The following is a 14,444-nucleotide window of genomic DNA, read 5'->3' as shown; positions in this document are numbered from 1 at the left end:
CATTCCCGGATGGCGACTTATCAATGTCGGGCATGGACCTACATCAGCGTTTTCCAGCTCTCTCTGATTTACGCAAGCAGGCGCGCAGGCGCCTGCCCCCCTTTGTCTGGGAATACCTGGACAGCGGCACTGGCAGTGAGGCGACCAAAGGGCGAAATCGAGCCGTTCTCGCGTCAATTGGGTTCCTTCCCTCCATTCTGCACGGGCCGCAAGAATGTGATTTGTCAGTAGACTTGCTGGGCAAGCCTTGCGCCTTGCCCTTTGGGTTTGCCCCAATCGGAATGTCCGGGCTAGTCTGGCCAAACGCAGAGGCCCGGTTGGCCAAATGCGCCGCCCAGGAACAGATCCCTTACTGCCTCTCAACCGTGGCCAGCCAGTCCCCTGAGGATCTGGCCCCGCATCTCGGAGAGAATGCCTGGTTCCAGCTTTATCCCCCTAAAGATGAGGGGATACGCCGGGACATGCTGGAGCGCGCGCGCGATGCGGGTTTTGGCACCTTGATCCTGACAGTCGATGTTCCGGTTGCTTCCCGCCGGGAGCGTCAGACCCGTTCCGGTCTGACACAACCACCGCGCCTGACGCCACGCCTGCTGGCACAGGTCATGCGGCGCCCCGCCTGGGCCCTGGGTATGGCCTGGCATCACCGGGCTGAGGGCGGCATGCCCCATATGCGCACTCTTGATAAATATGTCTCTGGACCAAACAATGCGCGTTCTTCGACTGCACATATAGGGTATTTGCTGCGAACCTCCCCTAATTGGAATTACGTCAAATGGCTGCGAGAAAACTGGCAGGGCAAGCTGGTCATCAAAGGCGTCATGCGCCCGGAAGATGCCTCCAGGCTGCAAGAGCTTGGCGTCGACGCCCTCTGGGTCTCCAACCATGCCGGGCGGCAATTCGACGCCAGCCCCGCATCAATCGAGATGCTGCCTGCCATTCGCAAAGCCTGCGCGTTGCCGTTGATCTTTGACAGCGGCGCGGAAACAGGTCTGGATATTTTACGTGCTTTGGCGCTGGGTGCGGATTTTGTGATGCTAGGCCGCGCGCCACACTTTGCACTCGCAGCATTAGGGGATCAGGGGCTGACCCATCTCTGCGACATCCTGCGCAAGGATCTGGAGGCGAACATGGGACAGCTAGGCCTCATCAAACCGACAGAGATACGCAAAGTTGAAATGCGCACTCTTTCGTTACAGCCTGCGGCCAATTCCTTAACATGATGATACAAATGAAAAAGGCCTGACTTTTCAAATTTCCCGGTTCGGATGTTCCCCGCCGTCACTTCTCGCCTTCCTTTGAATATGTCAAAGCCGGTGACCTAAGATTCGATCAAAAAAGGCTTTGCCTAATTTTTGTGCAGAATGAGAACAATTCTTCGCGAAAAATGCACGCCATTATGTCGCAGGTGCAGCAAAACTGACGGAAATTGGACGCATGAGAGCGCAATCATGCCGCAGATACCCAGAACTGGGGGTATACCATCGCCTAATATGCACCTAACACTTCGCCAACCAAGCACCACCCCGGGGGAGCCAAGATGACTGACTTCAAAAAGATCCTGATAGCGAACAGGGGCGAGATTGCCATTCGCGTGATGCGGGCCGCGAATGAGATGGGCAAGCGCACTGTCGCGGTTTATGCCGAAGAGGATAAACTGGGGCTGCATCGCTTTAAGGCGGATGAAGCCTATCGCATCGGTGAAGGCATGGGCCCTGTGGCCGCCTATCTGTCGATCGATGAGATCATTCGCGTCGCCAAAGAGAGCGGTGCCGATGCCATTCACCCCGGCTATGGCCTGCTGTCGGAGAACCCCGATTTTGTGGATGCCTGTGCGCGCAACGGCATCACCTTCATCGGCCCCAAGGCCGAGACCATGCGCGCCCTGGGCGACAAGGCTTCGGCCCGCAAAGTTGCCATTGCTGCCGGCGTGCCTGTCATCCCTGCGACAGAAGTGCTCGGCGACGACATGGACGCGATCCGCAAGGAAGCAGCCGAGATTGGCTATCCCCTGATGCTGAAAGCCTCCTGGGGCGGCGGTGGTCGCGGCATGCGCCCGATCCAGGGCGAGAGTGAGTTGGAAGAAAAGGTTCTGGAAGGCCGCCGCGAGGCCGAAGCAGCCTTTGGCAATGGCGAAGGCTATCTGGAAAAGATGATCACCCGTGCCCGTCACGTTGAGGTGCAGATCCTCGGTGACAAACACGGTGAGATCTACCACCTCTTTGAGCGCGACTGCTCAGTGCAGCGCCGCAACCAGAAAGTGGTTGAACGCGCCCCTGCGCCCTATCTGTCCGAAGAGCAGCGCGCCGAGATTTGCGATCTGGGTCGCAAGATCTGCCAGCATGTGAATTATGAATGCGCCGGCACCGTCGAATTCCTGATGGATATGAACGATGGCAAGTTCTATTTCATCGAGGTGAACCCACGGGTACAGGTGGAACACACCGTCACCGAGGAAGTTACCGGCATCGACATCGTTCAGGCGCAGATCCTGATCGCCGAGGGCAAGACCATCGCCGAGGCGACAGGCAAGGCCGCCCAGAGTGACATTCAGCTCACTGGTCACGCGCTGCAAACTCGCGTCACGACCGAAGATCCGCTGAACAACTTCATCCCCGACTATGGCCGCATCACCGCTTATCGTTCGGCCACTGGCATGGGCATCCGTCTGGACGGCGGCACCGCCTATGCGGGCGGCGTAATCACCCGCTACTATGACTCTCTCCTGACCAAGGTCACGGCTTCGGCTCAGACCCCGGAAAAGGCAATTGCCCGCATGGACCGCGCCCTGCGCGAATTCCGGGTGCGCGGTGTCAGCACCAATATCGCCTTTGTCGAAAACCTGCTGAAGCATCCGACCTTCCTCAACAATGAATATACCACCAAATTCATTGATGAGACGCCGGAGCTGTTCCAATTTGCCAAACGGCGCGACCGCGGCACCAAGGTCCTGACCTATATTGCCGACATCACCGTCAATGGCCATCCAGAGACAGAGGGCCGCGCAGCCCCTGCTGCGGATCTGAAAGCGCCGCGCGCACCTCAGGTGGAACCCGCCAGCACCCCCTATGGCACCCGCAATCTGCTAGAGCAGAAGGGGGCCCAGGCTGTTGCTGACTGGATGAAGGCACAGCGTCAGCTGCTCCTCACCGATACCACCATGCGCGATGGTCACCAGTCCCTGCTGGCGACCCGTATGCGCTCCATCGATATGATCAAGGTAGCGCCTGCCTATGCGCAGAACCTCAGCCAGCTGTTCTCGGTTGAGTGCTGGGGCGGTGCGACATTTGATGTGGCCTATCGCTTCCTGCAGGAATGCCCCTGGCAACGCCTGCGCGACCTGCGCGAGGCCATGCCGAACCTAATGACGCAGATGCTGCTGCGTGCCTCCAATGGCGTTGGCTACACCAACTATCCAGACAATGTGGTGCAGGAATTCGTGCGCCAGGCGGCAGAGACAGGTGTTGATGTCTTCCGCGTCTTTGACAGCCTCAACTGGGTTGAGAACATGCGTGTCGCCATGGATGCCGTAGTTGAAAGCGGCAAGATCTGCGAAGGTACTGTCTGCTACACCGGTGACATCCTGGATCCCGACCGCGCCAAGTACGACCTGAAGTACTATGTTGGTATGGCCAAGGAGATGGAAGCCGCCGGCGCCCATATTCTGGGCCTCAAGGACATGGCGGGCCTGTTGAAACCTGCCGCGGCACGTCAGCTGATCAAGACCCTGAAGGAAGAAGTCGGCCTGCCAATCCACTTCCACACTCATGACACCTCTGGCATTGCCGGTGCCACCATTCTGGCGGCAGCGGATGCGGGTGTTGATGCTGTGGATGCGGCCATGGATGCCTTCTCGGGCGGGACGTCTCAGCCCTGCTTGGGTTCGATCATCGAAGGTCTGCGCAACACCGACCGCGACACCGGCATCGACATCACTAAAGTGCGCGAAATCTCAGACTACTGGGAACAGGTGCGGATGCAATATGCCGCCTTTGAAAGCGGCCTCGCCGCCCCGGCCTCTGAGGTTTACCTGCACGAGATGCCCGGTGGCCAGTTCACCAACCTCAAAGCGCAGGCGCGCTCCCTGGGTCTGGAAGAGCGCTGGCATGAGGTCGCCCAGACCTATGCCGATGTGAACCAGATGTTTGGTGACATCGTCAAAGTGACCCCCTCCTCCAAAGTGGTGGGCGACATGGCATTGATGATGGTCAGCCAGAACCTCTCTCGCACCGAGGTCGAGGATCCCGCGACCGAAGTCTCCTTCCCCGATAGCGTCGTCGACATGATGCGCGGCAACCTGGGCCAGCCTCCCGGTGGCTTCCCTGAGAGTATCGTCTCCAAGGTGCTGAAGGGCGATGCCCCCAACCTGGAGCGCCCCGGCGCCCATCTGGAGCCGGTGGATCTGGAAGAGACCCGCGCCGAGCTGAGCCAGATGCTGGAAGGCAAGGCGGTGGATGATGAGGATCTGAACGGTTACATGATGTATCCCAAGGTCTTCCTCGACTACATGGGCCGTCACCGTCAGTATGGTCCAGTGCGGGCCCTGCCAACCAAGACCTTCTTCTACGGTATGGAACCGGGTGAAGAGATCACCGCCGAGATCGATCCGGGCAAGACCCTGGAGATCCGTCTGCAGGCACTTGGTGAGACCGACGAAAAGGGTGAGGTCAAGGTCTTCTTTGAACTCAACGGTCAGCCGCGTGTGATCCGCGTCCCCAACCGCCTGGTCAAAGCCACCACCGAGCAGCGCGCCAAGGCCGAAGCGGGCAACCCGAACCACATCGGCGCGCCAATGCCGGGCGTTGTCGCCTCTGTCGCAGTGCAGGTAGGCCAGGAAGTGCACGAAGGCGATATGCTCCTGACCATCGAAGCCATGAAGATGGAAACAGGCCTGCACGCAGAACGCAGCGCAACGGTGAAAGACGTGCATGTGCAGGCGGGCGGACAGATCGACGCCAAGGACCTGCTGATCGAGCTTGAATAAACCCACCCCTCACACCAAGTAGAAACGGGCGCCATTGGGCGCCCGTTTTTCTTTGCAGCTTTCAATTCTCAAGCCAAGAGGGGTGGCTCTCAGCTCCAGCTAGAACCAGTGGTTTTCTTTTCCTCCGCCTCGGGACAGGTACCGCCCCAAATAGCTTTCCAAACAGAGGCCCTCTCTCCCGTGATCTCCGGAACAGCAGGCCACGCGGTTTGAGCCTCCACAGCGGCATGCGGCTCCATTCTGGCATGAGGCTTCCCCTCACCCATCAGGTCTTTGCCCTGAACCGCACCGCCAAGAAAGATCGCGGCCCCCAGCAGGACAAATCGACCCAGATCTGATTGTTTTGCTGCCAAACGTGCCATGTCAAAATGCCCTTTTGAATCCTGTCATTGGTCCTGGAACGCATGGCTCACGCAGTTCCGTCGCTCTCTTTGAACTTTTTTTCGCAACAGCCCATTTTTACCCTTGCAGCTCTGCGGCCAAAGCCCTATCTCACCGCTCACCGGATGGCAGCGCGGGCGTAGCTCAGGGGTAGAGCATAACCTTGCCAAGGTTAGGGTCGGGCGTTCGAATCGCCTCGCCCGCTCCATCGGGAAACGAATAGGCCGCCCTTCGGGGCGGCCTTTCGCTTTTGTGGATTTCCGCATAACCTGCCCGACAGAGAGCCTTGCGTGGAATCACCTTTCCACCTAAGAACAGAGCAAGAACGAAAAGCGGGCAGGCAGAATAGAATGCTGACATCGGTGGAACTATGTGCAGGAGCAGGCGGCCAGGCCCTTGGGCTGGAAAAGGCAGGCTTTGACCATACTGCGCTGGTGGAGATCGATAAGCACTGCTGTGCCACCCTGCGCCACAACCGCCCCTCCTGGAATGTGCTGGAAGAGGACGTGCGCAATTTCAAAGAGGTTGCAGGAAATTACCGCGGGATCGACCTCCTGGCTGGTGGCTTGCCCTGCCCGCCGTTCTCCGTTGCGGGAAAACAGCTGGGCGAGAAGGATGAGCGAAACCTCTTTGACGATGCCATAGAGATTGTAGATGCCACCCGTCCGCGCGCGGTAATGATCGAAAACGTACGTGGTTTCCTCGATGCGGTCTTTCACGACTACCGCGAGAAGCTGAAAAAGCAGCTGACAAAACTGGGTTACGAGACCGACTGGCGGCTATTGAATGCCTCTGACTATGGGGTCCCGCAGTTGCGCCCGCGTGTTGCCATTGTGGCCCTGCGCAAAGAGTTCTCCGGTCAGTTCAACTGGCCCGAACCCCTGCCGCATAACCCACGCACAGTTGGTGAAACCCTGCTGGACCTAATGCAGGAACGCGGCTGGCGCGGCGCAGAGGCATGGGCCGCAAAGGCGGATGAGATTGCACCCACTATTGTGGGTGGCTCCAAGAAACACGGTGGTCCGGATCTGGGCCCAACCCGTGCCCGGCGTGCCTGGGCTGCACTGGGTGTTGAAGGGCGCACAATCGCCTATGAGGCTCCGGATCCGTTTCACAATGATATGCCGCGGCTCACCGTGCGCATGGTGGCACGCATTCAGGGTTTTCCGGATGAATGGCATTTCACCGGTGCCAAGACCAATGCCTACCGTCAGGTTGGCAATGCCTTCCCGCCCCCAGTGGCAGAGGCCGTGGCGCGAGAATTGAAGGCGGCGATTTCCAAGCCGAAACTTCATGCTGTGCGGGCCTAAGCCGGACTTTTCAAAAACGGTGTGGAAGGCAGCGCCCATCCCGCGCGGGGAGGGCGTAAAGCGCCCGCCCCGTGGGGGGGCGGGACGGGCGCTGCCTGGCCTATCAGCCAGGCGGTACCTGCCATGAAGCAAAAACTCCCAAACAGCCTTGTCCTGCCGGGTCATCTGGATTTCGCGGTCCTCACCCCGCTGGCCGACGAGATCACCGCACGTGCTGGCGGCACCTTGGCGCTGGAGCACGATGTGCCGCAGATGCTGCGACAGTGCATCGATGATGTGATCATGACGCCCAAGACCGGGCGGCGCGCCTATGAGGATCTGGAAAAGACCGAAAAGACCTATATCGGCACTCGGGTGGAGATTGAGTTGCGAGCACTCCTGAGACTGCGCAAGGGGCGTCTCGACACCCTGATCCTGGGTCAAGACGTGGACATCAAACATACGATGGGCGGCAACTGGATGATCCCAACCGAGGCTCTCGACTCTGTCTGTATGCTGGTCGCTGCTGATGAGGTGCGGGCGCGTTGCTATCTGGGATTGATCGTTGCGCGGCGTGATTACCTCACTGCCGGGCAGAACAAGGACGCAAAGCGCAGCATCTCTGCCGAGGGTTTCAAACATATCCTCTGGCTTTTCAAGGATCATCCCTATCCGGCCAATTTCTGGCGCAATGCCGATGACCAAGCCGTAGAACAGATTTTTGCAGGTGAAACCGGCAACGAGCGTATGGCCCACCTGTTTCGCCTAATCCAAAGGCAACCCATTCCCCGCGACGTGGTTGAGGCCGTCGCCCAGCAAAAGGACTTCATGCGCCGCATCCGCGCGGATGGGGGCCATGGAACCCGCGATATTCTGGCCCGTGAGCGTATCCTGTTGCTAGAAGGGCAAAAGGATGCGCAGCTGATCAAGGCGCTGGATCTGCCCTCCTGCCCCTCGGGTGCATTCATCTCTTGCCGGATCGAAAGCGACTATCATGTCCGTCTGGTGCAACAGTCCAGGCATCATCTGGACTAGGGCCCAAGTGCAGTGCCCGCCCTTATATGAAGCCAGCTAATACAGTATTCGCCCAGACGCGCCTGGGCCAAATTTCCTTGGGCAACAGAAATTTCCCGTCATTTTCCACTTGCGGCGCAAATCGGAAAGCCCTAAACAGCGCTCACCGGATGGTAGCGCGGGCGTAGCTCAGGGGTAGAGCATAACCTTGCCAAGGTTAGGGTCGGGCGTTCGAATCGCCTCGCCCGCTCCATCAGGTAAAATGACGCTGACAACTCAAAGTCACGTTGAAGCCCACTTTCAAAAATCCATGTCTAGTCTTGGCATTTCGCTTTCCTCTCGCGCTGAGATCCACCAACGGATTGGTTGTACTAACAGCCATGGCAGGGCAATTGCTTTCGCAAAAAAAGCCTAAGCCCGAAAGTCGTTTTCCACTAGAGCTTGATGATTTTCTAAAGTTACCCCCTACAGCGATCTTTGATTGATTCCCCGACTTGTCGCGTCCATTTGTTTGAAGCAAGCAAGCTCAGCCGCTCAACAAAAAAGGCAGCGTCGCAGTTTGGACGCTGCCCTTGGCCCTAAACTTTCAGAGAGTTAGGACAGGATTACATCATTATCCAGCAATTCCTGAATCGTAACGTTCTCGATGAACATGATGCTAGGCGCCGAAGAGGCAACCGTGGGGTCTGATTGCCCATAATAGACGACATGGTCGCCTTCCTGGGTGAGGTCCGACGCGCTGAGCTGCACATAGTCTCCCCCATCCGAAACCATCAGGGCGTCCAGCTCCACCTCGAAATCCGTAATCCGAGAAACCCCTTCATTGCTGCCAAAGTAGAAGGTATCTGCGTCCTCACCACCTGTTAGCAATGAAGAACCGTCACCCGCATAGAGGTGATCATCATCCGCACCCCCAATCAAGGTGTCCGAACCGCTATCAGCGTAAAGGGTATCATCGCCTCCATTGCCACGCAGGGCATCATCTCCATCACCGCCGAATATCAGGTCATCATCGCCCTCACCTCGAATATAGTCACTACCTTCGCCGCCATAGATGGTATCCTGACGGTAACCCCCATCAATACTATCATCACCGGTCCCGCCGTGGATTGTTCCATCTCCAAAAATGGTATCGTTTCCTGAGCCACCAGTAATCAGGATCCCTTCGCTATCCCCATAGCCGCGGGACCCAAACAATCTATCATCTCCACTGCCGCCATCTATGGAATCAGCCCCAGAACCGCCTCTAATGGTGTCATCCCCATCTCCACCCAAGAGCGTATCGTCACCAATCGCTCCGCTGATGGAATCATTCCCACTGCCACCATCGACAAAACTTCCTGTATTTCGACTACTCCATGAATGGGTATTGACCTCAATTCTGTCATTGCCTTCCCCACCATAGAGGGTATCGCTCCCCACGCCACCGACCATCGAATCGTCACCTGCCCCACCTAGGAGCAGGTCAGAGCTTTCGCCGCCGTGCAAATAGTCATCACCAGCGCCGCCCGAAAGGGTGTCGTGGCCCCGGTCCCCCAAGAGGGTGTCATCGCCTTCATGGCCATCAATAATGTCATTGCCAGCATTGCCGCGTAGAGAGTCATTGCCTTGGCCGCCACGCAAACTGTCGCGACCGCGTCCTCCCACTAGGGTGTCATCGCCGGTGTGACCACTCAGATAGTCATTGCCATCATCCCCCAAGAGTTCGTCATGACCCGAGTTTCCAAAAAGCTCATCTTCACCGGCCGCTCCTCTTAATACATCATCTCCATACCCACCTTCCATTCGATCGTCGCCTGCGAGACCCAGGAGCAAATCGTCATCAGCGCCCCCCTGCAACAAGCCACCTTCAAGACCAGCCATCAGGGTGTCTTCTCCAGCGCCACCTCTTAGGGTGTCCTCACCGCTGCCCGCTCCGGTGCTGGTTCCACCAACAAGAAAGTCATCCCCTTCGCCACCGTCCAGATCATCATCACCAGCGCCGCCCTGGAGTGTATCATCTCCGCCTAGACCGATCAGGAATTCATCATCATCGGTTCCTGACAGGTGATCGTCGTCCGCCCCACCTGTGATTGTGTCACCATCGGCTGCAAGCCTATACTCAATCACCTCGATATCTTTTGCTTTGGCGGCGTTCTGATCTTCTGTTGGAGCTTCAGATTTTACGCTTTGTGCAAAACTTTCGATCCAGTTTGGCAGAAATGAAGTAAGAGTTTTTTGCAAGGGGGTAGGCATTGGGAGCCCTTTCTACAAATTGATTAAATGTGTTTGGATAAATGCATGGGTGTCAAACACAGCGAGGACCTTAATCCGCAGCTGTGCCCCCCTCAACCCAAAAGAGATACCCGAAACGAACATGCACGCCATATTGCAGGGTAGCCTAGTTCTATCTGGGGGAAGGAGCGCCAAAGATGCCTGGAAAGGTTATGCACAAATTAGGAAACGTAGAATTCCCGAGATGACAAGTTGGGCATAACTATCGAACACTTTTTGACATTGATCTTGCTTTTGCCTCTTGCCTTCCTTTGGCGTTTTTCCTAAATCCCACCCTACCAGATGGCAGCGCGGGCGTAGCTCAGGGGTAGAGCATAACCTTGCCAAGGTTAGGGTCGGGCGTTCGAATCGCCTCGCCCGCTCCATCGGGATCTGAAAAGGCCGTTGCGCGCATTGCGACAGCGGCCTTTTGGTTTCTTATCCCTTTGTTTTTCATGCTTCATTTCCATTGCTCTGCAAAGGGCTGGACTACTGTTAGGATTTTTTGATCAAATTCCTTTGACCTACTTTGAAAAAACCGCCAATGCTAATGCAAAGCCGCCGGGAACGCCCGGCTTTGGACGAATCTCACCGGTCATCCCAGGAGCAAAACCGGAGTGCAGGAGGAAGCAGATATGGCCCCAGTCATCTACCCCACCACCAATCTCACCGCGACGGAACAGATGTGTCTGGAACGCGGCGAAGGCATCTATGTCTTTGACGACAAGGGCAACAAATACATCGAAGGCCTGGCAGGTCTGTGGTGCACATCTCTGGGCTATGACAACAAGGAGGTGATCGACGCGATCACTCAGCAGCTCAACACCCTGCCCTTTTCCCATACCTTTGGCGGCAAGACCCATCAGCCGATCATCGATCTGGCGGAAAAACTAAAATCAATGGTGCCGGTCGAGGACGCCTATTTCTTCTTTGGCAACTCAGGCTCAGACGCCAATGACAGCCATTACAAGATGCTGCGCTATTACTTCAATGCCATCGGCAAGCCGCAAAAGCGCAAGATTATCACCCGTGAGCGCGGTTATCACGGCGTTACCGTTGCAGCAGGCTCGCTGACCTCCCTGCCCGCAAACCTGGCGCATTTTGATGCCCCGATTGAGGCGCTGAGCATCCTTCGCACCGATGCACCGCATTACTACACCGGCCGTCAGGGCAATGAGACCGAGGCGCAGTTTGTCGACCGTATCCTGAAGAACCTCGAAAATCAGATTCTGGCCGAGGATCCCGATACCATTGCAGCAATGATCGTGGAGCCGATCACCGGCGCCTCCGGCGTGATCGTCCCGCCCGACGGCTATTATGAGAAGCTGCAGGAGTTGCTGCGCAAATACGGCATCTTGGTCTGGGCGGATGAGGTGATCTGCGGCTTTGGCCGCACCGGTGCGGATTTCGGCTGCACCACCATGGGCATCAAGCCGGATCTGATGACCTTCGCCAAGCAGCTCTCCTCAGCCTATTTCCCGATCTCCGCTTCGGTCATTCCCGGCTGGATGTATAAGGAAATGGTGGCTCCTTCGAACGAAGTTGGCGTCTTTGGCCATGGCTACACCTATTCCGGCCACCCCGCCGCCTGCGCCGCCGCGCTGAAGACGCTGGAAATCTATGAGCGCGACAATCTTTATGATCATGCGGCCGAGGTCGGCGAATACATGCAGGCCCAACTTCGTGAAATCTTCACCGATCACCCGCTTGTGGGCGAAGTGCGCGGCAAAGGTCTGATTGCAGCACTGGAGTTGGTCTCTAACAAAACCACAGGCGCGACCATTGCCGGTGGCAAGGGCGGCGCAGCCACCGTGAAGGCCTGCCAGGACAATGGTGTCATCCTGCGCGCGGTAGCCGGCAATGCGCTGGCGTTCTGCCCGCCCCTGATCATCACCAAAGCTGAAGTCGACGACATGCTCGCCCGCGTAGGAACCGCGCTGGACAGCAGCTATGACAGCCTCAAATCCGAGGGCCTGCTTGAAGCTTAACTCTTCTGCCTGAAACAAAAAACGCCCCGGTGCTCCGGGGCGTTTTCTATTGTTGCACGCAGGCTTGGCGCTATTCATGGGCCTGATTGGCCTAGAAAACCTTAAAGGTCATGGTGGTCAAAGAGCGTTCGATATTCTCGATCACCAGGAGATGGTCGTTGATATATTTCCCAACATCCTCATCCCCCGGAATGTAGAGCTTCATCAGGAGATCATATTCACCGCTGGTGGAATAAAGCTCCGAGTGGATCTCGCGTAGGGCGATCTCTTCTGCCACTTTGTAGGTGGTGCCGGGCTTGCAGCGGATCTGGATAAAAACACAGGTCGACATGGGCGGCTCTTGTTCCTTTGAAAAGGGTGATTTGTGACCCAAGCTGACACGCGCGGCGCCTGGGCGCAATGGCCGCAGCCCCTCCGGGCAACACCAGAGCCTTCACGCGTGCGCTAGGGCTTGAGCCAAGCCCCAGACCAGCCCTATAAGCCTAGCGCAGAACACAGAGGATATCGCCATGCGCAGCGCCAAGATCAGCCGTCAGACCGCCGAGACCGAAATCACGGTTGAGATCAACCTTGATGGCAGCGGTTCCTACGACAATCAGACCGGCGTTGGCTTCTTTGACCATATGCTGGACCAACTGGCGCGCCATTCCCTGATCGACATGACGATCCGCGCCAAGGGGGATTACCACATCGATGACCACCACACGGTGGAGGACACGGGCATCGCTCTGGGGCAGGCCCTGGCGCAAGCGCTTGGCGACAAGAAAGGCATCCGCCGCTACGGAGAATGCCACCTGCCGATGGATGATGCCCAGGTACGCTGTGCGCTGGACCTTTCAGCGCGCCCCTTTCTGGTCTGGAATGTCGAGATCGCAACCCAGAAGATCGGCACCTTTGACACCGAGCTGGTGCGGGAGTTCTTTACCGCGCTGGCGGCCCATGGCGGCATCACTCTGCACATCGACCAATTGCACGGGTTCAACAGCCACCACATTGTTGAGGCCGCCTTTAAGGCCGTGGCCCGCGCCCTGCGTCTGGCGGTTGAGACCGACCCGCGCAAAGCGGATGCCATCCCGTCAACCAAAGGGGCGCTCTGAACGCCCCAAATTCCATCAAAACGAGACGCATCAAGCCGGTTGGACAACCGGCTTTTTTGCACTCCGGCGGATCAACCATTCCGCCACCAGTGCATTGGGAACCCAGCAGGCCCAGGCCACCAGGCTATAGCCGCTTTCTTCGCCTAATGTGGCAAAGAGAAAGGGCAGATAGACCCGCAGCGTCACCGCCGCAAAGGTCAGGGCCGCAGAACGCAGCATCCAGCGCTGGTGATCCAGGTAGCGACCCTGAATGGCCGCAAAGATCCCAAGGCCGGTTGTCCCCAACCAGAGCAGTGCCAGGACCGCAAAGCCCGAGGCGGCGACAGGCCCAGCGGTGGAGTTTAGCGCCATCATCAGCGCGCCACAGCCAGAGAGCAAAATAGCCACACCATAGCTGCGTCCGATCCAGCGGTGCAGGATAGGTCGCCGCTGCCGCAACCCCTTCCAGAACTGAAAGGGCATCAATGCCAATGCCACGGGCGCAAGCCCAATATGAGCAAAGAAACTCCAGGGGCGTTCGCCTGCGTGATAGGCAACAAAGGGCATAGAGACCTCAACCCCCAGAACCAGGAACCGCCAGGAGGCCAGTGCAATCAGCACACAGAGCAGCCAGAAAAACACACCCCGCAACAGGTCCAAAACACGCATGGTCATTTCGCCTCCCCCAAACTTGACACTGTAAACTTTACATAGTAAAAATCAGATCAGATTGACACTGTCAAGTTAACTGCTACCCTTGCCACCAAATGACTGAAGCCAAAGATAAAAAATCGCACCACCACGGGGACCTTCGGGCCGCCTTGATCCGCGCGGGCATCGAAATTCTGGATGAGGGCGGCGCCGAATCGCTGACCCTGCGCCGCTGTGCTGCCCGTGCAGGGGTCTCACATGCCGCTCCGGCGCATCACTTTGACGGGCTCGCCGGCCTGCGCGCGGCCATCGCCGCCGAAGGGTTCGATCGCTTTCGCAACAAGATGATCCAGGCGCGCGAGACCGGCGACCAATCCCCAAAGGGGCATATCCTGTCGCTTTGCCGCGGATATCTGGATTTTGCAGTGGAAAACCCTGCCCTCTTTGACCTGATCTTCAGCTGTGGCCCGATGGATCGGTTCGAAGAGCCCCCAAGCCCAGGCGATGCCACTGCTTACGGGGTTCTGCGCGCTGCCTGCGCCCCCTTCGTTCCAGAAGGCACGGAGCCGAGGGTCATTGAAACGCAGGTCTGGTCGCTGATCCACGGGTTTTCGCATCTGTTTCTTGCGGGCACCTTTGGCCCATCAGATGGCAGTGCGGATCACCACCCGCTGTTCCTTCCGGTCATGGCGCTCTTGCGGGGAATTGGCCGGGATATCGACACAGCATCTGCCGCAAAGTAACCCCTGCCCCTCCTGTGGTCTTGACCTTTTGCATCATTCAAGAGAGGTCAAGACCGGACCACCTGGAG

Annotated in this window: 10 protein-coding genes and 3 tRNA genes; 10 read left to right on the top strand and 3 right to left on the bottom strand. The window is 57.6% G+C overall.

Annotation, left to right across the window (positions count from 1 at the left end):
- Window positions 1–23: 23 nt before the first annotated feature.
- The 6 genes from RSK20926_RS15830 (at window position 24) to RSK20926_RS15800 (ending at window position 7,918) form a co-directional block, all read left to right on the top strand.
- The gene (locus RSK20926_RS15830; protein WP_008208213.1) at window positions 24–1,220 is read left to right on the top strand and encodes an alpha-hydroxy acid oxidase; all 1,197 of its coding nucleotides are present in this window, start codon (window positions 24–26) and stop codon (window positions 1,218–1,220) included.
- A 317-nt stretch (window positions 1,221–1,537) separates the two neighbouring features.
- On the top strand, window positions 1,538–4,981 hold the full coding sequence (locus RSK20926_RS15825; RefSeq protein WP_008208212.1) for a pyruvate carboxylase: 3,444 nt from the start codon (window positions 1,538–1,540) through the stop codon (window positions 4,979–4,981).
- 514 nt (window positions 4,982–5,495) lie between these two features.
- Window positions 5,496–5,570, top strand: a tRNA-Gly gene (locus tag RSK20926_RS15815).
- Between the two features lie 142 nt (window positions 5,571–5,712).
- Complete coding sequence (locus RSK20926_RS15810; protein ID WP_008208210.1) at window positions 5,713–6,672, top strand: DNA cytosine methyltransferase; 960 nt, start codon at window positions 5,713–5,715, stop codon at window positions 6,670–6,672.
- Between the two features lie 123 nt (window positions 6,673–6,795).
- Entirely contained in the window at window positions 6,796–7,686 is an 891-nt protein-coding gene (locus RSK20926_RS15805) for a NaeI family type II restriction endonuclease (protein ID WP_008208209.1), read from the top strand.
- 157 nt (window positions 7,687–7,843) lie between these two features.
- Window positions 7,844–7,918: transfer RNA gene (locus RSK20926_RS15800), tRNA-Gly, on the top strand.
- 341 nt (window positions 7,919–8,259) lie between these two features.
- On the opposite strand, the gene RSK20926_RS15795 is transcribed toward RSK20926_RS15800, so the two are convergent.
- Window positions 8,260–9,900, bottom strand: a complete 1,641-nt coding sequence (locus RSK20926_RS15795) for a calcium-binding protein (protein WP_008208208.1) — start codon at window positions 9,898–9,900, stop codon at window positions 8,260–8,262.
- A gap of 329 nt (window positions 9,901–10,229) precedes the next feature.
- On the opposite strand from RSK20926_RS15795, the gene RSK20926_RS15790 reads away from it, so the two are divergent.
- Window positions 10,230–10,304: transfer RNA gene (locus tag RSK20926_RS15790), tRNA-Gly, on the top strand.
- Between the two features lie 231 nt (window positions 10,305–10,535).
- Window positions 10,536–11,906, top strand: coding sequence for an aminotransferase (locus tag RSK20926_RS15785; RefSeq protein ID WP_008208206.1), 1,371 nt, complete (start codon window positions 10,536–10,538; stop codon window positions 11,904–11,906).
- A gap of 91 nt (window positions 11,907–11,997) precedes the next feature.
- On the opposite strand, the gene RSK20926_RS15780 is transcribed toward RSK20926_RS15785, so the two are convergent.
- Window positions 11,998–12,237, bottom strand: a complete 240-nt coding sequence (locus tag RSK20926_RS15780) for an Lrp/AsnC family transcriptional regulator (protein ID WP_008208204.1) — start codon at window positions 12,235–12,237, stop codon at window positions 11,998–12,000.
- 178 nt (window positions 12,238–12,415) lie between these two features.
- Here RSK20926_RS15780 and hisB point away from each other — a divergent pair, with 178 nt between their 5' ends.
- On the top strand, window positions 12,416–13,003 hold the full coding sequence (gene hisB / locus RSK20926_RS15775) for an imidazoleglycerol-phosphate dehydratase HisB (protein WP_008208202.1): 588 nt from the start codon (window positions 12,416–12,418) through the stop codon (window positions 13,001–13,003).
- A 30-nt stretch (window positions 13,004–13,033) separates the two neighbouring features.
- Here the strand turns inward: hisB and RSK20926_RS15770 are convergent, their stop codons facing one another.
- Window positions 13,034–13,657: a DUF2306 domain-containing protein gene (locus RSK20926_RS15770; RefSeq protein ID WP_008208200.1), complete on the bottom strand. Its 624-nt coding sequence runs from the start codon at window positions 13,655–13,657 to the stop codon at window positions 13,034–13,036.
- A gap of 92 nt (window positions 13,658–13,749) precedes the next feature.
- On the opposite strand from RSK20926_RS15770, the gene RSK20926_RS15765 reads away from it, so the two are divergent.
- Window positions 13,750–14,376: a TetR/AcrR family transcriptional regulator gene (locus RSK20926_RS15765; protein ID WP_008208199.1), complete on the top strand. Its 627-nt coding sequence runs from the start codon at window positions 13,750–13,752 to the stop codon at window positions 14,374–14,376.
- The last annotated feature ends 68 nt before the right edge of the window (window positions 14,377–14,444 follow it).

This window comes from Roseobacter sp. SK209-2-6, from assembly GCF_000169455.1.
Lineage (GTDB): Bacteria > Pseudomonadota > Alphaproteobacteria > Rhodobacterales > Rhodobacteraceae > Pseudophaeobacter.
The sequence above is the reverse complement of the archived record's forward strand: the minus strand, read 5'-3'. Positions and strand labels throughout refer to the sequence as shown.

Coding starts and splice junctions, on each gene's coding strand:
- RSK20926_RS15795 (WP_008208208.1), bottom strand. CDS start 9,900: ATGCCTACCCCCTTGCAAAAAACTCTTACTTCATTTCTGCCAAACTGG.
- RSK20926_RS15780 (WP_008208204.1), bottom strand. CDS start 12,237: ATGTCGACCTGTGTTTTTATCCAGATCCGCTGCAAGCCCGGCACCACC.
- RSK20926_RS15830 (WP_008208213.1), top strand. CDS start 24: ATGTCGGGCATGGACCTACATCAGCGTTTTCCAGCTCTCTCTGATTTA.
- RSK20926_RS15765 (WP_008208199.1), top strand. CDS start 13,750: ATGACTGAAGCCAAAGATAAAAAATCGCACCACCACGGGGACCTTCGG.
- RSK20926_RS15770 (WP_008208200.1), bottom strand. CDS start 13,657: ATGACCATGCGTGTTTTGGACCTGTTGCGGGGTGTGTTTTTCTGGCTG.
- hisB (WP_008208202.1), top strand. CDS start 12,416: ATGCGCAGCGCCAAGATCAGCCGTCAGACCGCCGAGACCGAAATCACG.
- RSK20926_RS15825 (WP_008208212.1), top strand. CDS start 1,538: ATGACTGACTTCAAAAAGATCCTGATAGCGAACAGGGGCGAGATTGCC.
- RSK20926_RS15805 (WP_008208209.1), top strand. CDS start 6,796: ATGAAGCAAAAACTCCCAAACAGCCTTGTCCTGCCGGGTCATCTGGAT.
- RSK20926_RS15810 (WP_008208210.1), top strand. CDS start 5,713: ATGCTGACATCGGTGGAACTATGTGCAGGAGCAGGCGGCCAGGCCCTT.